At 49.1% G+C, this 21,423-nt stretch carries 15 protein-coding genes; 9 read left to right on the forward strand and 6 right to left on the reverse strand.

Translation table 11 applies throughout. The annotated features are described in order from the left end of the window. Position 1 precedes the first annotated feature (1 nt). Positions 2–451 carry a DUF1896 family protein gene (locus tag WKT12_RS03230; RefSeq protein ID WP_181979030.1) on the forward strand — a complete coding sequence of 150 codons (450 nt, stop codon included), beginning with the start codon at positions 2–4 and terminating at the stop codon, positions 449–451. Next, a complete protein-coding gene (locus WKT12_RS03235) occupies positions 438–6,560 on the forward strand; it encodes a helicase-related protein (RefSeq protein ID WP_340318762.1) in 6,123 nt (2,040 codons plus the stop codon). The genes WKT12_RS03230 and WKT12_RS03235 overlap by 14 nt, the downstream gene beginning before the upstream one ends. A 63-nt stretch (positions 6,561–6,623) precedes the next feature. Here the strand turns inward: WKT12_RS03235 and WKT12_RS03240 are convergent, their stop codons facing one another. The 5 genes from WKT12_RS03240 to WKT12_RS03260 form a co-directional block, all read right to left on the reverse strand. Then, positions 6,624–7,637: a PDDEXK nuclease domain-containing protein gene (locus WKT12_RS03240; protein ID WP_004319206.1), complete on the reverse strand. Its 1,014-nt coding sequence runs from the start codon at positions 7,635–7,637 to the stop codon at positions 6,624–6,626. Positions 7,638–7,772: 135 nt separating this feature from the next. Further along, entirely contained in the window at positions 7,773–8,099 is a 327-nt protein-coding gene (locus WKT12_RS03245) for a helix-turn-helix domain-containing protein (RefSeq protein ID WP_004295487.1), read from the reverse strand. Positions 8,100–8,102: 3 nt separating this feature from the next. Further along, positions 8,103–8,414: a helix-turn-helix domain-containing protein gene (locus WKT12_RS03250; protein ID WP_004303820.1), complete on the reverse strand. Its 312-nt coding sequence runs from the start codon at positions 8,412–8,414 to the stop codon at positions 8,103–8,105. Positions 8,415–8,812: 398 nt separating this feature from the next. After that, the gene (locus WKT12_RS03255; protein WP_117615378.1) at positions 8,813–9,673 is read right to left on the reverse strand and encodes an RteC domain-containing protein; all 861 of its coding nucleotides are present in this window, start codon (positions 9,671–9,673) and stop codon (positions 8,813–8,815) included. Between the two features lie 105 nt (positions 9,674–9,778). Beyond that, complete coding sequence (locus tag WKT12_RS03260; RefSeq protein ID WP_297607103.1) at positions 9,779–10,636, reverse strand: helix-turn-helix transcriptional regulator; 858 nt, start codon at positions 10,634–10,636, stop codon at positions 9,779–9,781. Positions 10,637–11,318: 682 nt separating this feature from the next. Between WKT12_RS03260 and WKT12_RS03265 the strand changes: the two genes are divergently transcribed. The 7 genes from WKT12_RS03265 (at position 11,319) to WKT12_RS03295 (ending at position 19,801) form a co-directional block, all read left to right on the forward strand. Then, positions 11,319–13,058 (forward strand): glutamine--tRNA ligase/YqeY domain fusion protein, encoded by a 1,740-nt coding sequence (locus WKT12_RS03265; RefSeq protein WP_021971794.1) that lies wholly within the window; start codon positions 11,319–11,321, stop codon positions 13,056–13,058. Between the two features lie 129 nt (positions 13,059–13,187). Then, positions 13,188–14,645 carry a tetratricopeptide repeat protein gene (locus WKT12_RS03270; protein ID WP_340318763.1) on the forward strand — a complete coding sequence of 486 codons (1,458 nt, stop codon included), beginning with the start codon at positions 13,188–13,190 and terminating at the stop codon, positions 14,643–14,645. Positions 14,646–14,895: 250 nt separating this feature from the next. After that, the gene (gene hisG, locus WKT12_RS03275) at positions 14,896–15,747 is read left to right on the forward strand and encodes an ATP phosphoribosyltransferase (protein ID WP_021971792.1); all 852 of its coding nucleotides are present in this window, start codon (positions 14,896–14,898) and stop codon (positions 15,745–15,747) included. A gap of 29 nt (positions 15,748–15,776) precedes the next feature. Continuing rightward, complete coding sequence (gene hisD, locus WKT12_RS03280; protein ID WP_340318764.1) at positions 15,777–17,060, forward strand: histidinol dehydrogenase; 1,284 nt, start codon at positions 15,777–15,779, stop codon at positions 17,058–17,060. A 14-nt stretch (positions 17,061–17,074) separates the two neighbouring features. Next, the gene (gene hisC / locus WKT12_RS03285; protein WP_340318765.1) at positions 17,075–18,124 is read left to right on the forward strand and encodes a histidinol-phosphate transaminase; all 1,050 of its coding nucleotides are present in this window, start codon (positions 17,075–17,077) and stop codon (positions 18,122–18,124) included. Next, positions 18,121–19,245: a bifunctional histidinol-phosphatase/imidazoleglycerol-phosphate dehydratase HisB gene (gene hisB, locus WKT12_RS03290; protein ID WP_021971789.1), complete on the forward strand. Its 1,125-nt coding sequence runs from the start codon at positions 18,121–18,123 to the stop codon at positions 19,243–19,245. Before hisC ends, hisB begins: the two co-directional genes overlap by 4 nt. Positions 19,246–19,273: 28 nt before the next feature. Then, on the forward strand, positions 19,274–19,801 hold the full coding sequence (locus tag WKT12_RS03295; RefSeq protein ID WP_340318766.1) for a hypothetical protein: 528 nt from the start codon (positions 19,274–19,276) through the stop codon (positions 19,799–19,801). Between the two features lie 80 nt (positions 19,802–19,881). Here the strand turns inward: WKT12_RS03295 and WKT12_RS03300 are convergent, their stop codons facing one another. After that, positions 19,882–21,402 (reverse strand): DUF4301 family protein, encoded by a 1,521-nt coding sequence (locus WKT12_RS03300; RefSeq protein WP_021971787.1) that lies wholly within the window; start codon positions 21,400–21,402, stop codon positions 19,882–19,884. Positions 21,403–21,423: the final 21 nt, after the last annotated feature.

The raw sequence follows: 21,423 nt of genomic DNA on the forward strand, positions 1-21,423 counted from the left end.
CATGCCAGACAAGCAACACCATACCCCCACGGGGGAATTGTCCTATTACGGACTTTCGTTACTATCCTACCTCAAGGACAGCCACCCGGAACTCATCGCCGAAGGTGAATTCATCGCCGAGCGGGCCGACAGCGCCGCCCAAGCGTACAGCGAGGCGATCCGTTCGGGCTGTAACCACATCGAGGCCGAAGAAATTGCCCGCGAGGAACTCTACCGCGGATTGCACTTTTCACCCTACAACACGCTGGTAAACATCCTCTGGAGGGAATTCGAGGCGGAGATTCCCGAGGATACCGCCCGGCAGGCGGCTCTACGCCTGCTGCCCCTCTGCCGCGGGGTGCTGGAGAAGTACGACCTCACGGACGACTTCGCCAACACGCCCGACTATGAACTGTTCTATACCGAACTGACGGGAACCGTCCAAATACTTCTCGAAGATGGCATTCAATAAGAAAACCCACCTCCGCCAGAATATCGACGCGCTGAAGACGGCCTTCACGCTCGACAGGGAACGGCGGGCGCCGACTCCCGAAGAAGAAAGGACACTCGGCGCATACAGCGGCTTCGGCGCCATCAAGGAAGTGCTGGAAAACCCCACCGGGAAACCGGACAAGGACGGCATGGCAACGCTCGTGGCCGAGTTGCACGAGGTCATCAGGGCGAATACTTCCGACGAACGGGAATACAAGCGCTACATGGACGGGATCAAGAACTCCGTCCTGACGGCTTTTTACACGCCCCCGAAAGTGGCAGACGCCATCGTGGAGGCGATATGGGATACGCGGATCGCCCCCCAACGTATTCTTGACCCCAGTGCGGGAACGGGGGTTTTCGTCAATGCCGTGGATTTCCACGACCCCTATGCGGAGATCACCTGCTTCGAGAAAGACCCCGCCACGGGGTTGATCCTGAAGCACCTGCACCCCGAAAAACGGGTGCGGGTACAGGGATTCGAGCGCATCGAACCTAAATACGCCGGTTACTACGACGTGGCCGTGAGCAACATCCCTTTCGGGGACGTGGCGCTCTTCGACCCGTTCTTCTCCACCCATACCGACCCCGTGCGGCGGCAAGGCACACGGGCGCTACACAACTATTTTTTCATGAAGTCCGTCGATATGGTACGCGAGGGCGGCCTGGTGGCATTCATCACCTCGCAGGGAGTATTGAACGCCGAGCAGGGACGCCCCGTGCGCGAGTGGCTGATGAACCGCTGCGAGCCCGTATCGGCCATCCGGCTGCCGAACAACCTCTTTACAGAACACGCGGGGACGGAGGTCGGCAGCGACCTGGTTATCCTGCAAAAGAAAGCCGCCACGGGGGAACTGTCCGAACGGCAGCGGGATTTCATCGAATCCCGCAAGCTGTCGAACGGCATCCGGATAAACAACCTTTTCCAGTCGTTCGACAGGGTGATCCATACCGAGGCCAAAGTAGGCAAAGACCCCTACGGCAAACCGGCGATGGAGTTCACCCACGCGGAGGGCGTGGACGGCATCGACCGGGAGATGCGGCGTATGCTCTCGGAGGATTTCAACCGGCATTTCAACGAGAGTTATTGCCTGGAACATGCTCCGGAACAGACACCCGGTACACCGGAGCGGGAATTGTCCCGTCCCCGTCAGGCGGAACGCCAGCGTGCCGAAAGACACGAGCCCCGCCTTGCCGGAGAAATCGTCAAGGAGATTATCGCCGATGCCCGTAACCTTCAGCAGCAGCGGGAAGAGGAGGAAAAACGCCGCGTCGTCGCCGAAATGGCGGCACAGGGCTACCATGTCGATACCGAAACCGGGGAGATTACCCGAATCGAAAACAAACCCGGACAAGTGTTACCGGATTCTGCTGCCACACCCGCCGGAGAACCGACCGGGGAGGATCTGGCCGACTTCGGGGCCTGGTCGAAAGAGCGGGAGAATCGCTTGTGGGAGCAGCACCCGCCGAAACCCGAAGATTTCGGCATGGCAGATACTCCCGTGCAGCACGTGGGCGGAATAACGGAACCGAAACCGCGGGAGGGCTTCGCCGGGTCGCTTTTCGACACGGTGGAAACGGCGGCTCCCGTACCTGCCACCCAAGCTGCCGAACCGGTAAATGTGCAGCAGGAACCGTTGCTGACGCTCTACGATCTGTTCGGCTTCAGCGCCGAGGAGCGGCGGCAGGCAGAACTCGGTATATCCAAGAAAAGGAACAGCCGCCGGGGAGCAAAGCGGAAGACGCCCCGACAACCCTCATTATTCGCCCCGGCCTCCTCTCCGGAGGAACAGAAGAGCGAAATGCCGAAAACGACGCCACCGGAGCGTGATCCCGAAGACTTGTATGCCTCCCTGAACTGGGAGGACAACCCGCCGATCAACGGCTTTTACGAGATGATGATGTCGCTTACCCCGGAACGGAGGGCGGAATTGCGCCGACAAAGCGCCCGGCAGCAGGAAACCCCGGAACAGCGGGAACGGCAGGCGGTACGCCCCCCGACGGAAGCCCCGAAAGGCAAACGGAAACAAGCCGCCGGTACGCCGAGAACGGGCGGCCTGTTCGACACGCCGGAAAATCCGGAGGAGGAAGAACCCGGTAAAGAAATGCCGCAGATACGGGAGGCGGATATGAAACCCCGACCGTTCGAGGGGGAGGTCGCCCCCTATTTCCGCGAGGGAACACTCGTCACGGACGGACAAAACCGGGTCGGCTACCTGCGGGAGACTGAATCCCTGCAACCCATGTTCCACCCGCTGGAACTCACGCCTGCACAACGGACGAAAGCCTCCATGTATATCGAGATACGCGATGCCTATTACCACCTTTATAACAACGAGGCGGAAACGCTGACGGCGAACCCCGCCCTGCGGGAGATGCTCAACCGGCTTTACGACAATTTCACCGAACGCTTCGGACGGCTCAATGACAAACGCAACCTCGACCTGATCAAGATGGACGCGCGGGGGACGGAGATTCTGTCGCTGGAGCGTTACATCGACGGCAAGGCACGCAAAGCCGACATCTTCGAGCGTCCCGTGGCCTTCAATCCCGATGAGATCACGCACGCCGACGACGCTTCGGAGGCCCTTGTGGCCAGCCTGAACAAGTACGGCCGGGTGGAACCGCACTACATGGCCTCGCTCACGGGAACTACCGTGGAGGGAATACTCGGGGAACTGAAAGGACGTATCTATTACAACCCGGAAACGGACGGCTACGAGGTTGCCGACAAGTTCATCGCCGGCAATGTCATCGGGAAAGCCGAACGGATCGAGGCGTTCCTGCGGGAGAATCCCGACCACGCCCCGGCCCGGGAATCGCTGGAGGCTCTGCGCGAGGCGACACCCAAACCCATCGCTTTCGACGACCTGGACTTCAACCTGGGCGAACGGTGGATTCCAAAAGGTATTTACGAGCGTTTCGCCTCCTCGCTCTTCGATACGGAGGTGAAGATCACCTTCGCCTCTAACCTGGACGAGTACGGCGTGAAGGCGGAAGCGACGAACGTGAAGATCACGGAGCAGTATGCCGTCAGCGCGCAGACCCGTAAGTACAACGGCCTGCACCTTTTGAAACACGCCCTGCAAAACACTTCGCCCGACATCACCAAGACCGTCCTCAAATGGATGGACGGCGAACGGCGGGAGGTCAAAGTGCGTGACGGGGAGGCCATACAGCTCGCCAACAGCAAGATAGACGAGATCCGGGGTGCTTTCCCCGAATGGCTGCGCGAGCAGTCGTCCGACTTCAAAGACCGCCTGACAGACCTCTATAACCGTACTTTCAACTGTTACGTGCGCCCGAAGTACGACGGGACGCACCAGGAATTCCCCGACCTCGACCTCAAGGGGCTGGGAATAGACAATCTGTATGACAGCCAGAAGGACGCGATATGGATGGACAAACTGCTCGGCGGCGGGATAATCGACCACGAGGTGGGCGGCGGAAAGACCCTCATCATGTGCTGCGGGGCCTACGAGAAGAAACGCCTCGGGCTGGCCAATAAACCCATGATTATCGGGCTGAAAGCCAACATCCATGAAATAGCCCGGACGTTCTGCACCGCTTACCCGATGGCCAAAGTCCTCTACCCGGGCAAGGAGGATTTCACGCCCCGGAAGCGTGAGCGCATCTTCCGGGAGATACGCAACAACGACTGGGACGCCGTGATCCTCTCGCACGAACAGTTCGGCATGATACCCCAGTCCCCGGAGATACAGCAGGAGATATTGCAGGCCGAGCTGGACTGTGTGGAGGAGAACCTCGAAGTGCTCAAAGCACAAGGCAGGGACGTTTCCCGCGCCATGATGAAAGGGTGTCAGAAACGCAAGGCCAACCTGGAAGCCAAGTTGCAGAAGGTGGCGCACGCGCTGGAAACACGCAAGGACGACGCCGTGGACTTCCGCCTCATGGGTATCGACCACCTCTACGTGGACGAGAGCCACAAATTCAAGAACCTGACTTTCACGACCCGGCATGACCGGGTGGCGGGCCTCGGAAATCCCGAGGGGTCGCAGCGGGCGCTCAACATGCTTTTCGCGCTGCGTACCATACAGCAGCGCACGGGCCGCGACCTGGGGGCGACGTTCCTCTCGGGAACGACCATCTCCAACTCGCTCACGGAACTGTACCTGCTTTTCAAGTACCTGCGCCCGAAGGAACTGGAGCGTCAGAATATCCGCACCTTCGATGCCTGGGCGGCCATATTTGCCAAGAAAACCATCGACTACGAGTTTTCCGTGACCAACGAGGTCGTGCAGAAAGAACGGTTCCGATATTTCATCAAGGTTCCCGAACTGGCCATGTTCTACTCCGAGATTACAGATTACCGCTCGGCGGAGGATATAGGGATCGACCGACCGCAAAAGAACGAGATATTGCACAATATCCCGCCGACACCCCAGCAGACGGAGTTCATAGAACGGCTGGTGCAATTCGCCAAATCGGGCGATGCCACGCTCCTGGGCCGCCTGCCGCTCTCGGAGCGGGAGGAAAAGGCGAAAATGCTCATTGCCACAGACTACGCCCGCAAGATGTCGCTCGATATGCGTATGATAGACCCCGAACTATACAGCGACCACGTGGACAACAAGGCGAGCCACTGCGCCCGTATGATTGCCGGTTACTACCGCCGTTTCGAGGCGTACAAAGGTACGCAGTTCGTATTCTCCGACCTGGGAACCTACAAACCCGGAGCGGGGTGGAACGTCTATTCCGAGATACGGCGTAAACTCGCGGAGGATTACGGCATACCCCAAAGCGAGGTGCGGTTCATCCAGGAGGCGACCTCGGAAAAAGCGCGCAAGGAGATGATCGCCGGTATGAACGCCGGAAAAATCCGCGTACTCTTCGGATCGACCGAGATGCTCGGGACGGGAGTGAACGCGCAGAAACGCTGCGTGGCGATACACCACCTGGACTGCCCCTGGCGTCCCAGCGACCTGGAGCAGCGCGACGGGCGGGGAATACGCACCGGGAACGAGATCGCCAAACTCCATGCCGACAACAAGGTGGACGTGATATTATACGCCGTCGAGAAGTCGCTCGACGCCTACAAGTTCGGGCTGTTGCACAACAAGCAACTGTTCATCCGCCAGCTCAAGACCAACAACATGGGAAGCCGTACCATCGACGAGGGGGCCATCGACGAGAAAAGCGGCATGAATTTTTCCGAGTATGTAGCCGTCCTCTCGGGAAATACAGACCTGCTGGACAAGGCCCGCCTGGAGAAGAAGATCGCCACGCTCGAAAGCGAACGCCAGGCATTCGTGCGCGGCAAATCATCGAGCCGCTACAAGCTGGAGCAGATCACGGAGAAGATAGAGAAGAACAACGACCTGATACGGCGTATCGGCAAGGATCTGGAACACTTCAAGGCCCGCGTCGAGTTCAACGAGGACGGCTCGTACCGCAATCCCGTGAAACTGAACGGGCTGGAAACCTCCGACCCCAAGCTCATCGGGAAACAGCTCAACCGTATCGCCGAAACGGCACGCACGCTCGACAGGCTCGAACCCATCGGGAGCCTCTACGGGTTCGAACTGCTCGTCCAGAGCGAAACGACCGGGAAAGACGGGCTCGACCTGGTGCAGAACCGTTTTTATGTCCGGGGTGAAGGGGATTATCTATACCAGTATAACTACGGGAATATCGCCTCCGACCCGCGACTGGCGGCGATGAACTTCATCCACGCGCTCGCGACCATCGAGCCGACACTGGAAAAATTCCGGAAAAAGAACGAGGAACTGGAGAAAGATATTCCCGTCCTGCGGGAAGTGGTGGAAAGTTCCTGGCGCAAGGAGCCCGAACTGACGGCCCTGAAAACTGACCTGACGGAAATAGACCGCAGGATACAGCAAAGCCTCAAACCGATAGAAGAGAGCGAGGGAAAGGAGGCGGAGGAGGATAACGACGTGTGCCGGGAACGGCATGACACGGCGGAAGAGCTCCCGAAGGAAGACAACACGGCGGCCCGTATTCCTTCCCGGCTGCGGCAGATTGCCGACGCCTCCGGGGGGCGCATCGTGATCGCGGGCGTGGGCAGCCCGCCGGAGAACGGCCCCGCAAAGAAAGGGATTAAGATGTAAGCGAAAAGCCGACGGAAGTACAGATTTCCGTCGGCTTTTTTCATATGCCCATGAGCGTTGTTGTCACACTTCCTGCAAGAGTGTTTGCAGCTCCTCCTGCGTGGGAAGATAGGTCATGTACTGGGCGGCGAAGACCTGCTTTTCATCTTCGGGCAGCGTATAACGGACGACCGCGTCGTTTTTCTCCGCGCAGAGGACGATACCCACCGGAGGGTTATCCCCGGGATTCATCAACTCACGGGTGTAGTAATTGACATACATCTGCATCTGCCCCAAATCCTGATGGGTCAGCTCCCCGGATTTAAGGTCTATTAAAACGAAACAGCGGGCCAGGTAATTGTAAAAGACCAGGTCGATGTAGAAATGCTTGTCGTCGAAGGAGATACGCTTCTGTCGCGCGACGAAGGCGAAGCCTTTCCCGAGTTCGAGCATCAAGCGCTGCAAGCGGCTGATGAGCAGTTGCTCCAGATCGGTTTCCAGAAAATGCTCTCCCTGGGGGATACCGAGAAACTCCAGGATATACGGGTCGCGGATGATCTCTTTGGGTTCGACACGCCCGGGTTCGGTACGGGAAATCTCCTCTTTCACGGCTTTCTTGTCTCGGCTGGCCAGCAAGCGGTCATAGAAAAGCGTGTTGATTTGGCGGTCGAGCTGCCGGACACTCCAGTTTTCCTTGACGCACTCGTGCAGGTAAAAATCACGGGCGGCATCGCCCGACACCTTGAGAAGCGTGCGGCAATGCGACCAGCTCAATTTATCACACAGCGTGTGATATTTCGGGTAGCACTGGTAAAACTGCCTCATGTACCGCAGGTTGGTGGCCGTGAACCCGTTTCCGAACTCCGCCACGAGCCGCCTGGAAAGGGTGTTGATGACAGCCTTGCCATATCCGGCACGGCCGGTTCCCTGCTGCTCGTACTCCACTATATATTTCCCTACCTGCCAGTAAGCCCTCACGAGGGTCGAATTGACATGATGTATCACCTTCGCGCGCGCTTCCTGCAAGATATGGCGCACGTTATGCAGTAGCTCTTCCTCCCCTTTGTCGGCAGGATATATTTTATCTGTTTCTTTCATTGTTCATTATTATATAGGCTTCCAAGTGCAAACATACTGATTTTACGGCAAATATCGAACGGTTGTACCGCCTTGTCGTGCCTTATTCCATGTATCTCCGCGTTTTTCCATGACGCCGGACTCTCGGGACAGGGCCTAACCGGAACCGGCAGGACGATCCTTTTTCAGCTTGCGGAAATTACTGAAGTTACGCTCGATGAACCGCAGGACGTCCGATTCCCGGTAGAAGGTCTTGTGATAGATCATCTCGTAAGGCAGCTCTCCCGAGGTGCGGTAACGCTGGAGTGTGCGCTTGCTGATATTGAGCATACGGCACAGGTCGTAATTGTCCAGAAGACGCTCCCCGTCAGGCAGGATGGAAAGCGGTTGCTCCACGTCCCCCGCGCACAGCTTCTCAATACGTTCCAGCCGTTCCGAGAGCCGCTGCATCCATCCGTCGAAATATTCCTTATCCAGAAACATGGCCTACTCCTTTGGTCGGTTTTTGCGCCGCACGGAACGCTCCTTCAGCACACGGCGGATTTCCGTGAGGGAATAATACAGCTTCCGGTTGATGGCCGAATAGGTGATCACGTGATCCGAGCGGAGGCGTTGAAGGGTACGCCCGCTGATGCCCAGGTAACGGCAGACCTGCTCGCCGTCCATCCATTCGTCGTTTATATACTCCTTATTCCATGCACGCCCCTTTTCAGGGAGAGAGGCGATTGCAGCCTCTATTTTCTCTATACGCCCGACAAGCTCGTTATAGGCTCGCGAACCGATCACTATGATTTTCATACTCCTTTGTTTTTTAGTCTGTTACAAAGGTCGGGCTTATATGGACAGCTTAAAACGAGGTCGGTACGACTTTTTTTTGATAATTTGCAGTGAACTGATTCTCAACGGTTCATGCGGTGAAGAAGGCAGTGTTTTTTACCGAAATCCGCGGCCCGTACTCGGTATTTTTATTGGCAGAAATGCGATAGCATACTGTGATTCAACGCTTAACGGTGTTCTAATCCGGACGGGGCTACAACGGAACACCCGTATCGGCTCCTTATACGGGTGCAAATACGGGCGTTCGGGAAAGTTCCTTTCGAGAGTTACGGGGGAAAACCGACCTCGGTTCTTTTGTTATATACAACGCTGATTATCAGTGCTTCTATAAGAAATAGAGTGCTTTACCGGTTCATGTTCTACTCGGAATTGCCGTTTTTCTTGTTTCGCTTCCACGTCTGCATACGTTTAAGCAGGGCCTCTTTCGCCTTGTCAAGCCACGGTGTCGGGTTGTTTCGGATTTTCATATCGCAGAATGTCCTCGAAAGGTTCATGTCGAGGTGTACGTTGAAAGCGTTGGAAATGTAGCTGGCAAGTTGCGTGAGTGGCACATTGCCGAAACAGCCTTTACTGTCGAGCAGGTAAATAAGTTCCGTCAGATCCGTCTTCGAGTCCTGCCATGTCGGACGCACGTCAGGCAATGGCAGAACCATGTTCCGGAGGTTCGTGCTCTCCAGTGATTCCAATTCGCCCATAAGATAAACCGACAACATATCGTTGGCCAGGATTTTCGCCACCTTGAAATCCGCGTTTGTCGAAAACTGCGGGTCGAGTTCATAGTAGAAGGTTTCCAGGTATTGCTCCGTGTCGGTCTGCCCGCGCAGGAAATAGAGGCTGTCCAGGTGTGTAGCGCCGCTGCGGAAATAGCGGATAAAGTCGAGGCGTTTCTGCGTGTACGCGTTGATGGCCCGAACATGGGCGTCCAGGTACTCCCGTTGTGCCTCGATACTTCCTACCGGACGGTTCATCTCGATATTGTAGAGCTTGCGGTAATAGATCAGACGGCAAAAAAGACGAGGTTTGATTTCTTTGAAGAACTTTATTTCCTCGTCATCGTTTTGAAAACGGTAGCCGATGATATATTGTTTCAAACGGTCGAACGCTTCTCCCAGGACACGTGACGCTTCAAGCGACTTTTTCAACACGTCGGTATCCCGCGATTCGATGCGTTCGATACTCCGCAGGACTTCACTGTTTAATTTCTCTATAAATACAATCATAATCCGTCTTATTACTTTCGCGCATAAAGTTAGCGAATCGAAAAGCCGGCGGATTACGATTTTTATCTTTCTCTTCGTTTTTTTATCACGAGGCCGATTTTAATGTCAGATCCGGCCTTCCTGGCGGATGGAAGTGGGATTGCTCCCCATATTCCGCTTGCAAAAGTCCGTAAAGTGGGATTGGGCGGAGAAACCGCACATGTAGGCTATTTCCTGCAACGTGTAGTGTGTCGTCCGCAGCAACTCCCCGATACGTTCGATACGGCGCTGACGCAACCACGAGGAGGCCGAGCAGCCGAAAACCCGCTGGAAACGCCGGCGGAAGGTAATCGTGCTGGAATACCCGCAAACCCCAGCGAGTTCCGTGACGTTATCCGAGGCAAGATAATTCGATTTGACACGGGAGATGAACTCGTAATCGTCCCCCAGGTGCAACAGCTCCTCGAACTCCCCGACATCGGCGGGAGTGAGATGTTCATAAGAGGCGTCGAGCATTTTCAGCATGACAGCAGCGTTACATTCAACGGGCATACCCAATGTCTTACGGGCTTCACGCAGGTAATTCTTGAACCGCAGCCGCAGCGTGTCGTGATGCGGGTAGGAACACTCGGACAGAATGGTGCAGACCGTCCGCAGTTCATCGACACAACAGTAGCCGAAATACCACGTTACAAGACGCTCGACGTAATGGACGGCATGAAACTCCTCCGAAAGCATCAGAAGAAGCAGGAACGGGGTGAAATCCTGGTATTCCCCCGTTATGGGACGGGGTGCTTCGTCAAGCAAGGAGGCAATGTCCCGCATCAGCAGAGAATCTCCCGAGTACGCTTTTATTTGTTCGGAACTGCGGGCATAATCCCGGTAACGCGATATGACCGCCGACAAAGAATTGAACTTCACGGCGTGAACGCCTTCTATAAAGGAAGGGCGAAGACTGTTGTAAATGGATAAGTCGGTTTGCATAAGTCATTTCTATAAAACGGAGCCGCATCCCCTTGTTGCCAAAGCTCCGCAAGTCGTTACTTATGAACCGCTTGGAACACGGTACGAATCCTAATTACAAATATATCGCATCCGACAATCCGGAACAAATATCAGCAGGCAAAAATGAAAATAAACCTCGTTATTTTTGATTTTTACCTGCAATAATATTATATTTGCAAACAAATAAGAGTTGTTTGACAGCATGAGAAATATAGTGTATCAAAGCACTTTACCAATTTCTTATCCGTTGCCTATTCTCATGCGAGTTTCTTTTAATCTATTTGTAGTCAATTAAATACCTTCAGACTACATCAAATATAAGAAATATTTCTTAAAACAGAACGACAACAAGAGTTTTTCTACATTTTGTATACAATATTATTATTCAGTACTTTTTACAAATTATCTGAAATTTCTTGTAAAACAGATTTTGTCAGTACTTTTTCACGTTTCCAAGCTCTTATAGTCTGTTGGTTTACACGCAGAACAGTCTGTGATTTTTTTCCCTGCATACAGCATCTTTTTTTGAATAGTCACTCTATCCCCTCTCGCCCCCTACAGAAGTTATTTTATAATTTAACCGTTAGTATCATCTTCCTTTTATAGGTAGTTCAGGAAAGAATCATTATTTTTGCAAACAAAAGTGTAAAACGAAAACGCTATGACAGAAATGAAAGTAACGGAAAGTTCTGAAAAGAAAAGTCTGAACTTTATTGAGCAAATTGTAGAAAAAGATTTAAAGGAGGGAAAAAACGGAGGAAGAATACAAACCCGCTTCCCGCCTGAACCAAACGGATATTTACACATTGGCCATGCTAAGGCCATCTGCATGGACTTCGGTATCGCCCAGAAATATGGAGGTGTATGCAATCTGCGCTTCGATGATACCAACCCTACCAAAGAAGATGTAGAATATGTAGAAGCCATAAAAGAAGACATACAGTGGCTGGGCTACCAGTGGGGACACGAATATTATGCTTCCGATTACTTCCAGCAGTTGTGGGACTTTGCTATTCGCCTCATCAAAGAAGGAAAGGCGTATGTTGACGAACAGACTTCGGAAGAAATTGCTGCCCAAAAAGGTACTCCTACACAGCCCGGAGTAGAAAGCCCATACCGTAACCGCCCGATAGAAGAAAGCCTGGCCTTGTTCGAAAAAATGAACAACGGTGAAATAGAAGAAGGTAAAATGGTACTTCGCGCCAAAATCGATATGGCAAATCCGAACATGCACTTCCGCGACCCGATTATTTACCGTGTTGTCAAAACGCCTCATCACCGTACAGGAGATAAATGGAAAGCATATCCGATGTATGACTTTGCACACGGACAGAGCGACTTCTTCGAAGGCGTAACACATTCATTATGTACACTGGAATTTGTAGTACATCGCCCGCTGTACGATTTGTTCGTCGACTGGGTAAAAGACGGAAAAGACCTCGATGACAACCGCCCTCATCAGTATGAATTCAACAAGCTGAACCTCAGCTATACCTTGATGAGTAAACGTAACCTGCTGATTCTGGTAAAAGAAGGACTGGTAAACGGCTGGGACGATCCTCGTATGCCGACTATCTGCGCTTTCCGCCGCAGAGGATATTCTCCTGAGTCAATCCGTAAGTTTATCGATAAAATCGGCTATACTACTTACGATGCTCTGAATGACTTCGCATTACTGGAAAGTGCTGTCCGCGAAGACCTGAACGCACGTTCTACACGTGTTTCGGCCGTTCTGAATCCGGTAAAACTGATTCTTACCAATTATCCGGAAGATAAAGTAGAAGAGATGGAAGCTATCAACAATCCGGAAGACCCGAACTCTCCTACTCATACTATCGAATTCAGTCGCGAGCTGTGGATGGAGCGTGACGACTTTATGGAAGACGCTCCAAAGAAATTCTTCCGCATGACTCCGGGACAGGAAGTCCGCTTGAAGAATGCATATATCGTGAAATGTACAGGATGCAAGAAAGACGAAAACGGAAATGTTGTAGAAGTATACGCTGAATACGATCCGAATACCAAGAGCGGAATGCCGGAAGCTAACCGCAAAGTAAAAGGTACATTGCACTGGGTAAGCTGCAATCATTGCCTGAAAGCAGAAGTACGCTTGTACGACCGCTTGTGGAAGGTTGAAAATCCGCGCGATGAAATGGCTGCTATCCGTGAAGCAAAGAACTGCTCGGCACTGGAAGCTATGAAAGAAATGATCAATCCGGATTCACTGAAAGTACTGAAGGATTGCTATGTAGAAAAATTCCTTGCAGATGCCAAACCGCTCGATTACTTGCAGTTCCAACGTATCGGATACTTCAATGTCGATAAAGATTCAACTCCAGAACATTTGGTATTCAACCGTACCGTATCACTGAAAGATACCTGGAGCAAAATCAATAAATAAACATTTATACCGGCTGGTATAAAAAGTAAGAAACACAGATTGCGCAAAAACTGTACACATACCCAAATGGGAACATGAATTTGCGTAATCTGCGTTTTTATTTATATCTCTTTAAAAAACCATCAAATTATGAAGGACGACTTGTCTTCAATCTTCCATAAACCGGAGTTCAAGCAACTGCTGGCTAAATATTCGGATATGATAAACAATCATACCACTATTTATCTGGAACCGGATGAAATTACCTTATTGGCTGAATTCTATGCCAGTATGGGAAATATCAGAGCATCCGAAGAGGTGGTAAACTACGGCCTGTCACTTCATCCCGACAACCTGGACATATTGATATTCAAATGCCATAATCTGATAGTCAAGGGATATACTACCGAAGCACAGGAAGTACTGAATTCTATAACAGACCAAAGCGATTATGAAGTAAGATTGCTGCAGGCTGAACTTTATCTGGCACAAAAGCGAAATCAGGAAGCTGATGAATTATTGAACCAGCTTTATCAGGATGAGAAGGATATAGACACCATGCTCGATATCGCTCACTTGTACATGGATGAGCATCAAAAGAAAAATGCTTACTCCTGGCTGCAAAAGGCCGTCAGCGAAGCCCCCGACAATCTGGGAGTATTGGAAGAACTGGCGTCTTATCATTTCAGCTTTGGCAATCCGGAAGAAGCAGCCAACTTATACAATCGCCTGCTCGACGAAGCTCCTTATACCATCGATTTCTGGCATAACCTGATACGATGCTATCTGCGCATGTATAAACCGGAAAAGGCAATGGAGGCTATTGATTTTGCCATGGCTATAGACGATACCAACCTGATTACATGGGAGCTGAAAAGTAATGCCTTACTGCTGGAAAACGAAATAGAACAGGCCTTGGACTGTCTTTTTTATATAGAAAAATATACAACAGAGAAACCGTATATTCAGAATATAATTATGTCGATATATTTTATCACACAAAATTATCAGAAAGTGCTGGAGTATGCCGACAAAATTACGGTAAGCAATAATCTGACTGATTTTGAGATGGCTTCTCTGTATCATAAAAAAGGGTACTCGCATCTGCAACTCGGCAATGTTCAGGCTTGCGAAGAAGATATAGAACAAGGACTGGCATACGATAACCACAACAGTGATTTATATCTGCTAAGGGGAGAACTGCAACTGACTAAAGGCAAACCAGAAGATGCTCAGCAGGCTTTTCATTACGGTCGGCTGTTTGCCGAAAACGAAGCAGAAGCAATTTCTTATGCAGGAAATGCTTATTTCCGCTATGAATACTGGCAGCAGGCGCTAAGCTGCTTCAAGGAACAAGAAAAACTTGCCCCTGAAACAATGCATGGCAATTATTATCTGACAGCCTACTGTTATTATCGGAGCGGACAGGATGAAGATATGCTGACTTATCTGGTACGAGGGGCTATCTTCTCTCCAGAATCGCTGAAAAAAGAGGAACAGGAAAATACACCGTTCCACAATGACACACATTTTCTTGAACAGGCAAAAGCTGTTTTCATGAAAATAGAAAATGGGGAAATCAATCCCATGAAATATCTCCAAGATTAAGAAGAAATGAAAACTGAAAGCAAAAACTAAGTTTTCCTGACAATTATTTGGATTTTATATTTAAACAGTTTATATTTGCCACAAATAAAGAAAACAAAACCTAATATGAATAATAATCTGACTATCCGCCACCATCATGCACCTGACGTAAACATACGGTAGGCTGATGTGTCGTACAGTTACAGAAATATAAAGGCTTGCCGTATTACGGTAAGCCTTTTTTTATTCGATAATTTAAAATTGATAGAATATGCTTAGAATTGCCGTACAATCAAAAGGCCGTCTGTTTGAAGATACAATGGCCTTGTTTGCTGAAGCAGATATTAAACTTTCTACTTCCAAACGTACCTTACTTACACAGTCGTCTAACTTTCCGATTGAGGTTCTTTTCCTGCGCGATGACGATATTCCCCAAAGCGTAGCAAGCGGAGTTGCCGATTTAGGCATCGTAGGCGAAAACGAGTTTGTCGAACGCGCCGAGAAAGCCGATCTTATCTATCGCTTAGGATTCAGTAAATGCAGATTATCTCTGGCGATACATAAAGAAGAAGAATATAGTGGTCCATCATGGTTCAATGGTAAAAAAATTGCGACATCCTATCCGGGCATCCTGCAAAACTACCTGAAAGAACAAGGTATAAAGTCGGATATCCACGTCATTACCGGATCGGTAGAAATTGCTCCCGGCATAGGACTTTCGGATGCGATATTCGATATTGTAAGTTCCGGTTCCACTCTGATAAGCAACAACTTGAAAGAGGTGGAAGTTGTCATGAAAAGTGAAGCATTGCTGATAGGTAATCCCAACCTGACACCAGAGAAAAAAGAGATATTAAATGAGTTTCTGTTCCGGATAGAAGCTGTCAAAGCTGCTGAAGATAAAAAATATGTACTGATGAATGCCCCAACCGATAAGGTTAAGGAAATCACTGCTGTTCTGCCAGGTATAAAAAGCCCAACTATCATGCCACTTGCTACAGAAGGATGGAGCAGTGTACATACTGTAATAGACCAGGAATGTTTCTGGGAAATTATTGGCAAACTGAAAGCCCTGGGAGCACAAGGCATTCTGGTACTGCCCATCGAAAAAATGATTTTATAATTCAATGAATTCTTAAAACGCACAAAGCTATGAATATCATACGTTATCCTGAACGCCGGGAATGGAACTCTCTCCTGAAACGCTCTGCACTGCACACAGAAGATATTCGCGAAACAGTTTGCGATATGCTGAAAAAAATACAGGCAGAAGGCGACCTTGCTGTTATCCGTTTCGAAGAACAGTTTGATAAAGTAAAACTAAGTTCACTGGAAGTAACAGAAAAAGAGTTCGACGATGCAGAAAAAGCAGTCGATAACCAGTTGAAAGAAGCTATTATGCTGGCACTAAATAATATCCGTACGTTTCATGCTGCCCAAAAATTTGAAGGTAAGAAAGTAGAAACACTACCAGGTGTTACCTGCTGGCAAAAAGCCGTTGCCATAGAAAAAGTAGGACTTTACGTTCCGGGTGGTACAGCACCTCTCTTTTCTACAGTACTGATGCTTGCCGCTCCAGCGCAGATAGCCGGATGTAAGGAAATTATACTATGTACTCCTCCCGACCGTGAAGGCAACATTCATCCAGCTATCTTATATGCTGCACGTGCCGCCGGTGTAAAAAAAGTATTCAAGGCCGGTGGAGTACAAGCTATCGGAGCCATGGCATACGGTACCAGCAGCATACCGAAGGTATATAAAATATTCGGACCAGGCAATCAATTTGTTACAGTTGCCAAACAACAGGTGGCCTTGCGCGATGTAGCTATCGATATGCCAGCCGGACCATCGGAAGTCGCCGTACTTGCCGACGAAACAGCCAATCCGGTATTTGTTGCGTCCGATCTCCTCTCTCAGGCCGAACATGGTGCCGACAGTCAGGCCATGCTGATAACAACCTCTGAAGCATTGATAGACAAAGTAGCCATGGAAGTCGACCGCCAACTGGCAGAACTTCCACGTAAGGCACTTGCCGAAAAATCACTTCAGTCGAGCAAACTTATTCTGGTAAGAGATATGCAGGAAGCAATCGATATGATCAACGAATACGCTCCCGAACACTTGATTATCGAAACCAAAGACTATATGGATATAGCCTGCAAGGTTGTCAATGCCGGATCGGTATTTTTGGGATCATACTCCCCTGAAAGTGCGGGCGACTATGCATCGGGAACCAATCATACGCTGCCAACCAACGGTTATGCAAAAGCTTACAGTGGAGTAAGTCTGGACAGCTTTATCCGCAAGATAACCTTCCAGGAAATAACTCGTGAAGGAATAGCGGTTCTCGGACCAGCTATTCAGGTTATGGCTGCCAATGAGCATCTCGACGCTCATAAGAACGCTGTAACAGTACGACTTAATGAGAAACTTTAACCGACAAGATAGTTATGAAATCGCTGAAAGAACTGACACGACCGAATATATGGGCACTGAAACCCTACTCTTCGGCACGTGATGAATATAGCGGAAAAGAGGCTTCCGTTTTTCTGGATGCCAATGAAAATCCGTATAACACTCCCAATAACCGATATCCTGATCCGCTTCAACGGGAACTGAAGGATATGATCGCATTGATAAAAAAGGTAAATCCTGACCAAATCTTTTTAGGCAATGGAAGTGATGAAGCCATCGATTTAGTATACCGTGCTTTCTGCCGTCCCGGCATCGACAATGTTGTTGCCATCGATCCGACATATGGCATGTACGAAGTATGTGCTGACGTAAACGACGTAGAATACCGGAAAGTATTGCTCGACCATTCTTTTCAGTTTAAAGCCGATGAACTGCTGGCTGCCTCAGACGAAAATACCAAACTGATTTTCCTCTGTTCACCCAATAACCCGACAGGAAATAATCTGTGCCATAAGGAAATTATTACCCTGCTAAATAAGTTTCAGGGACTGGTTATTGTTGATGAAGCTTATATAGACTTTTCCGATGAGCCTTCCCTGATTGGGAAACTGAAAGAATATCCTAATTTGATTGTGTTTCAAACATTCTCGAAAGCATGGGGATGTGCAGCTATCCGTCTGGGCATGGCATTTGCCTCACCTGAAATAATCGGCATACTCAGTAAAATAAAATATCCGTATAACGTCAACCGGCTTACGCAGCAGGAAGCCATTCAGATGATGCATAAACATTACGAAGTTCAGAGATGGGTACAGTCGTTGCTCAATGAACGTACGCGTATGATCAAAGAATTCGGCAAATTGCCATGCTGTGTTCGTATCTACCCCACCGATGCCAATTTCTTTTTGACCCGAGTAACCAATGCAAAGGCTATTTACGACTATCTGGTAAGTAAAGGGATCATTGTCCGCAACCGTTCCGGCGTTACCCTGTGTCACGAATGTTTGCGCATCACCATCGGTACCCGTCCTGAGAACGATGCTTTGCTTGAGGCTTTAAAACAATATAATTCGGAATTATCATGAAAAAGAAAGTATTGTTTATAGACCGCGACGGCACATTGGTCATCGAACCTCCAACCGACTATCAGTTGGATGCATTCGAAAAGCTGGAGTTTTATCCCAAGGTGTTCCGTAACCTGCATTTTATCCGGCAGAATCTCGACTTTGAGTTTGTCATGGTGACCAATCAGGATGGATTAGGAACCCCGTCTTTCCCCGAAAATTCGTTCTGGCCCGTACATAATCTGGTTATGAAAACATTTGCCAACGAAGGTATCACGTTCGATGAAGTACTTATCGACCGAAGTTTTCCCGAAGACAATGCGCCAACCCGAAAGCCACGAACAGGCATGCTTACTCGCTACCTGAATAATGAGGAGTATGATTTGAACGGCAGTTTCGTCATAGGCGACCGGGCTACCGACGTAGAACTGGCATATAATCTGGGATGTAAAGCCATTCTACTGCAAGAAGATCGTAGTGTACTGACTGACAAGAAACTGCAAGATTGCTGTATTCTTGCTACAACTGACTGGGATAAGGTAACCGAATTTCTCTTTGCCGGAGAACGGATTGCTGAAGTACGCCGTACGACAAAAGAGACCGATATCTATATACGCCTCAACCTGGACGGAAACGGAAACTGTGACATCAGTACCGGACTGGGATTTTTTGACCACATGCTGGAACAAATCGGAAAACACGGCGGTATAGATCTGACTATTCGCGTGAAAGGTGATCTGGAAGTGGATGAACATCATACCATAGAAGATACGGCCATTGCACTGGGAGAATGCCTGCATCAAGCCCTGGGCAGTAAAAGAGGAATTGAAAGATACGGCTACTGCCTGCCTATGGATGACTGTCTGTGTCAGGTAGCTCTCGATTTCGGAGGACGCCCCTGGCTGGTCTGGGATGCAGAATTCAAACGTGAAAAGATTGGTGAGATGCCTACTGAAATGTTTCTCCATTTCTTCAAATCACTAAGTGACTCCGCACGTATGAATTTGAATATCAAAGCAGAAGGTCAGAACGAGCACCATAAGATAGAAGGCATATTCAAGGCTCTGGCGCGAAGCATTAAAATGGCAGTCAGAAGAGATATCTATCACTACGAAGTACCTTCCAGCAAAGGCTGCATATAAAAACAGATAATAAGTGGGGAATAAAGTTATGAGAAAACTGATTGTTGTAATCATCATACTGACCGGCTTTATGGTAGGTATCAACTTGTCAAGAAAGCCCAACGGCTTCCGCAGTTATCAGGAAGTTTTGGCTGAACTGATAAACGATGCTCCGATGAAAACTTATTGCGACAGTTTTTACGGATACTGCATTCACTATCCGGAATTCTTTTCAAAAGAAGTAGCCAATGAAGGCTTTGTACGTTTGGGATACTGGAATAACGAACGTTTTGTCATCGAATGTTCCGTATTGAAAGCGCCTGACACAAGTCCAGTAAAAGTAAAAATGAAAGAACTGGCCACTCAACTGCATGCTGAAGACCAGCAACTGTTACGCGACTCTTTTATTCTCAGTGGCCCTGTATATGAAAACGGAAACAAAATAGAAGGATATCGCTATTATGCCAAATACGTCCGCAATCAGAAGCTATGGTTCTCCTATACACTCTTCTATCCCGAATCGTGCAAATCAGCTCTTACACGTCTGTTGCGCCAAATAGACAGATGGGAAGTATAAATCAAAAACAAAGCATCCGGTACGGAGCAAACGTTACAGCGTCTGATTCCATGCCGGATGCAATATTCTAAATTAATGATTTACTGATGTTGTTCACGCAACAAATCGTTGACCGTTTTTACCGGATTGAATGTGCTCAACGGAACTTCCACAAAGACAGTGCTCCAGTCGCTCATTGAACCATTCCACAAGCCCGGCAGTTCCAAAGCCTTCAGGTCTTTACCATTCTTCGATTTATAAGAGATAAATCCTGTTGCCTTATCTACATACTGCAACAAGTTGAATTTATTTCCCTTATAGTCGCGTACGGCACAAACCAAGTCTACCGGATTGAAATGAGTACCTTTCTCGAACATAGCCTTCTTTTCCGGATCTTTCATATCAATCTGAGAACTTTCCAGAATCTGAAGTGAAACAGTTCCATCCGGATTATAAGCCAAGAACGGACCGCCACCCGGTTCGCCTACATTTTTCACCATACCGCATACACGCATCGGGCGATTCAGTTTCTTGCGCAGGTAAATAACAAGGTCGGCATCCTCCAAATCTTTAATATCACTCTTACGGCAACGCAACTGCTGCTGAACGAAACGGATAATAGTTTCGAGCTGTTCATGGCTATAGTGACCGCTATCAAGCAGTTCCAGATAATCGAATGCCTGTTTCTGAAGTGTGACCAATACGCCGGCAAGCAATTTTTTATAAGTTACCGTATCGCCTTTCAGACGGTCGGGCACTACATTATCGATATTCTTGATAAATACGATATCAGCATCCAGATCATTCAGATTCTCAATCAATGCTCCATGACCACCCGGACGGAACAACAATTTACCGTTATCGCGGAACGGCTTGTTCTCCATATCGGCCGCAATTGTATCAGTACTTGCCTTCTGCTCAGAAAAACTGATGTTATATTCTACACCGTATTTCTTAGCATATTCGGCAACCTTGGCATCTACAAGTTTCTGGAACAATGCACGATGTTCTCCCGAAACAGTAAAATGTACATTCACCTTACCTGTTTTTCCTGCTGCATAAAGTGCACCTTCAACTAAATGCTCCTCCAGCGGAGTACGCACTCCATCGGTATAACGATGGAATTTAAGTAATCCTTTAGGCAAAGAACCATAATTCAGGCCAGCAGATTCCAGCAAATTGGCTACCACTGCCTTATAATTATGTTCCGACAACAGAGCATCAATATTTTTACCTGTGTTATCAAGACATACAGCATTCAAATCATTGTAAAATGCAAAATTATGAATATGATCGAAGAATTTCTTTTCAAAATCGGTGGTAGGCTCATCATAGTCTGCTCCCAAGAATTCGAACATATTCTTAAACATACGGCTTGCAGCTCCCGAAGCAGGCACGAATTTTACAATTTTTTTGTCAGTGTCTTTATACGCATCCCATGCTGCCAGATATTTTTTCTGAGCATCGGCATCAGCAATCATAATTCCGTTGTTGTCTACCGACGCAGCTGCAGCCAACTGCAAATAGGGGAATCCTTTTTCGAAACAAGCTAATTGTTCTGCAATCTGTTCTTCAGAAATTCCTTTCTTTGCGAGTAATTCTTTGTCTTCGTGTGTTAACATATTATGATAAATTTAAGTGAT

The sequence above is a fragment of the Phocaeicola sp. HCN-6420 genome (assembly GCF_037890145.1).
Classification (GTDB): Bacteria; Bacteroidota; Bacteroidia; order Bacteroidales; family Bacteroidaceae; genus Phocaeicola.

Coding starts and splice junctions, on each gene's coding strand:
- WKT12_RS03235 (WP_340318762.1), top strand. CDS start 438: ATGGCATTCAATAAGAAAACCCACCTCCGCCAGAATATCGACGCGCTG.
- hisC (WP_340318765.1), top strand. CDS start 17,075: ATGAAATCGCTGAAAGAACTGACACGACCGAATATATGGGCACTGAAA.
- WKT12_RS03250 (WP_004303820.1), bottom strand. CDS start 8,414: ATGAAAATCATAGTGATCGGTTCGCGAGCCTATAACGAGCTTGTCGGG.
- hisD (WP_340318764.1), top strand. CDS start 15,777: ATGAATATCATACGTTATCCTGAACGCCGGGAATGGAACTCTCTCCTG.
- WKT12_RS03295 (WP_340318766.1), top strand. CDS start 19,274: ATGAGAAAACTGATTGTTGTAATCATCATACTGACCGGCTTTATGGTA.
- hisG (WP_021971792.1), top strand. CDS start 14,896: ATGCTTAGAATTGCCGTACAATCAAAAGGCCGTCTGTTTGAAGATACA.
- WKT12_RS03230 (WP_181979030.1), top strand. CDS start 2: ATGCCAGACAAGCAACACCATACCCCCACGGGGGAATTGTCCTATTAC.
- WKT12_RS03300 (WP_021971787.1), bottom strand. CDS start 21,402: ATGTTAACACACGAAGACAAAGAATTACTCGCAAAGAAAGGAATTTCT.
- WKT12_RS03270 (WP_340318763.1), top strand. CDS start 13,188: ATGAAGGACGACTTGTCTTCAATCTTCCATAAACCGGAGTTCAAGCAA.
- WKT12_RS03265 (WP_021971794.1), top strand. CDS start 11,319: ATGACAGAAATGAAAGTAACGGAAAGTTCTGAAAAGAAAAGTCTGAAC.
- hisB (WP_021971789.1), top strand. CDS start 18,121: ATGAAAAAGAAAGTATTGTTTATAGACCGCGACGGCACATTGGTCATC.
- WKT12_RS03245 (WP_004295487.1), bottom strand. CDS start 8,099: ATGTTTCTGGATAAGGAATATTTCGACGGATGGATGCAGCGGCTCTCG.
- WKT12_RS03255 (WP_117615378.1), bottom strand. CDS start 9,673: ATGATTGTATTTATAGAGAAATTAAACAGTGAAGTCCTGCGGAGTATC.
- WKT12_RS03240 (WP_004319206.1), bottom strand. CDS start 7,637: ATGAAAGAAACAGATAAAATATATCCTGCCGACAAAGGGGAGGAAGAG.
- WKT12_RS03260 (WP_297607103.1), bottom strand. CDS start 10,636: ATGCAAACCGACTTATCCATTTACAACAGTCTTCGCCCTTCCTTTATA.